A 2,811-nucleotide genomic window follows, 5' to 3' on the forward strand; every position below is an offset into this window, starting at 1 on the left:
TAGCTGAACAGTCCAACCAGCGCCGCGCACAGCACTGCGGCAACCGCAGTTTGTGGCGTATGGCTTTCGACCGCACCGCTCGACAGCAGATTAATCATTGATTCCAGCATGATGACTTCTCCCCGTTAGCCGGGCACGATCATACTTAACTCATCGGAACAGTAAAGCGCAAAATAGCAGCTATTTGCGCTCAATTATCAATCTTTACACAGCGACCGATCGTCACTCCATTCCGAGTTCTTTTAACTTACGCGTCAAGGTATTACGGCCCCAGCCGAGCAAACGCGCTGCTTCCTGTTTATGCCCCTGGGTATGACGCAGCGCGGTGGTCAACAGCGTGCGCTCCATCTCTGGTTGAGCTTCAGAAAGCAAGTTTTGATGACCGGAACGTAATGCCCGGTCTGCCCACTGCGCTAACAGCGTTGCCCAACTGTCCGGCTGCATAGTGGACGGCGCGTCTGGCACGCTGGTTTCAAAAAGCTCGGTCGGCAAGTCCTGAATCAATACTTCCTGTCCGGCAGCCATGACGGTTAACCAGCGGCAGGTGTTTTCAAGCTGGCGTACGTTGCCTGGCCAGGCCAGACGCGTAAGCGCTGCCTCGGTTTCGGGATGTAATTGCTTGGCTTCCACCCCCAGCTCGCGGGCCGCTTCCTGCAGGAAATGACGTGCCAGGCGAGGGATGTCTTCCCGACGTTCACGCAGCGGGGGCAAATGAACGCGAATGACATTCAGACGGTGGAATAAATCTTCACGGAATTTGCCTTCCTGTACGCGCAGTTCCAGATTCTGATGCGTGGCGGCGATGATGCGAACATCCACTTTCACCGGCGCATAACCGCCCACACGGTAAAACTGTCCATCGGCTAATACGCGCAGTAAACGCGTTTGCACGTCCAGCGGCATATCGCCGATTTCGTCGAGGAACAGCGTACCACCGTCAGCCTGCTCAAAACGCCCCTGACGAATGGTATTTGCCCCGGTAAACGCCCCTTTCTCATGACCGAACAGTTCAGACTCGATCAAATCTTTCGGGATAGCCGCCATGTTCAGCGCGATAAACGGCGCTTTGACGCGTGGGCTGTGGCGGTGTAGGGCATGAGCGACCAGCTCTTTACCGGTCCCGGACTCTCCATTAATCAATACGCTGATTGAAGAACGTGAAAGCCGGCCAATAATGCGAAAAACATCCTGCATCGCCGGCGCTTCGCCAATGATGTCGGTCGTTGGACCGTGGATTTGTACATTACGCGGCTGCTGCTGTTCCTGATAATGACTGATGGCGCGTTCGACCAGCGCCACAGCTTCGTCAATATCAAAAGGTTTGGGCAGATAATCAAACGCCCCTTGCTGGTAGGCGCTGACGGCGGCATCCAGATCGGAATGCGCCGTCATTATGATGACCGGAAGCATCGGATGACGCTGTTTGATCTGTTTTAACAGGGTCAGACCATCCATACCCGGCATGCGAATGTCTGACAACAGCACGTCCGGTGTTTTGCTGGCCAGTGCATCCAGTACTTCTTTACCGCTTTCAAATGCGGTACAGCTTAGACCAGCTCCTGCGAGCGCACGTTCTAGCACCCAACGGATGGAACTATCGTCATCAACGACCCAGACTATTCCTCGTTGCATAAACGTCACCTTTATTTCCTGATAGGCAGGTAAACCGAGAACTCGGTATGACCCGGCCAACTGGTAAATTCAATTTTGCCGGAATGCTGATCAATTAAATTACGGGCGATGGATAATCCAAGGCCGGTACCGCCCTCGCGACCGCTGACCATTGGGTAGAACAGCGTGTCCTGCAAATGAGGGGGAATACCCGGGCCGTTATCCTCAACATCGATCCGCGCCGCCAGACGGTAACGCACGCCGTGCAGCGTGAGCTGAAACGCAGTGCGGGTACGCAGTACGATCTCGCCGCCTTCCGGCCCTAACGCTTGCAGGGCATTGCGCACGATATTCAGCAGAACCTGTTCTATCTGGTCCGGGTCGTGCAATAACTCAGGCAGGCTCGGATCGTAATCACGAATTAGCGTAACGTTTTCTGGCACTTCCATCGAAACCAGCGCCACCACACGCTCCGCCACTTTGTGAATACTTTCCGTGATATGCATGCCCGGTTGTTGCGGTCCTAACAGACGGTCGACCAGATTACGCAGGCGATCGGCCTGCTCAATAATAACTTTGGTATATTCGGTCAGCGCCGGGTCCGGGAGCGCTTTACTGAGAAGCTGCGCCGCGCCGCGTAAACCGCCCAACGGGTTTTTAATTTCATGCGCCAGACCGCGTACCAGATCGCGGGCGGCAATTTGCTGGGCATGCTGGAGCTGTTCCTGACTCAGACGGCGCTGGTTATCCATTGGCGCCATCTCCAGCAGGATAAGCCCATCAGGCAGCCTCTGGGCGGTCACAGAGAGGATATGCGAGTGGCTGTCTATCACCAGCGTCACTTCGTTATCCGTAAAGCCCTGACCAGCTTCCAGGCTCTCACGCATCAGTCCGATGTTTAACGAAAAATAACTCAACAGATCGGGCAGCGGTGTACCAAACAGTTTGCGGGAGCTTTGGGCGAGCAGTTGTTGCGCCGCCGGGTTGGCGTAATGTATCGACAGCTCATCGTCGACGAGTAAGATGCTATTGATTAAAGAATTGAGGATCTGCCCAGCATCGGGCAGCGTGCCGGTTGCCATTCAGCAGTCTCCTGAAAAGTGTTGCACCATTTTAGTGCATTATAGCTTTTTATGGATAAAAAGCGCGAGAAAGCAGGTTGTTAGTGGAGAAAAAAGCCCATCCAGAGATGGGCTACAG

3 protein-coding genes are annotated in these 2,811 nt (G+C 54.4%); all 3 read right to left on the minus strand.

The genetic code is table 11. The annotated features are described in order from the left end of the window. A partial coding sequence (locus JSN25_RS06070) for a YshB family small membrane protein (protein WP_003028631.1) occupies nt 1-110 on the minus strand: 110 nt, incomplete at its 3' end. A 112-nt stretch (nt 111-222) separates the two neighbouring features. Continuing rightward, on the minus strand, nt 223-1,632 hold the full coding sequence (gene glnG / locus JSN25_RS06075) for a nitrogen regulation protein NR(I) (RefSeq protein WP_038642954.1): 1,410 nt from the start codon (nt 1,630-1,632) through the stop codon (nt 223-225). Between the two features lie 11 nt (nt 1,633-1,643). Continuing rightward, a complete protein-coding gene (gene glnL / locus JSN25_RS06080) occupies nt 1,644-2,693 on the minus strand; it encodes a nitrogen regulation protein NR(II) (protein WP_038635845.1) in 1,050 nt (349 codons plus the stop codon). Nucleotides 2,694-2,811: the final 118 nt, after the last annotated feature.

The sequence above is a fragment of the Citrobacter cronae genome (assembly GCF_016893685.1).
Classification (GTDB): domain Bacteria; phylum Pseudomonadota; class Gammaproteobacteria; order Enterobacterales; family Enterobacteriaceae; genus Citrobacter; species Citrobacter werkmanii.

What these genes read in the sequence shown, in the direction of transcription:
- glnG (WP_038642954.1), bottom strand. Translation starts at nt 1,632, where the DNA reads ATGCAACGAGGAATAGTCTGGGTCGTTGATGACGATAGTTCCATCCGT.
- glnL (WP_038635845.1), bottom strand. Translation starts at nt 2,693, where the DNA reads ATGGCAACCGGCACGCTGCCCGATGCTGGGCAGATCCTCAATTCTTTA.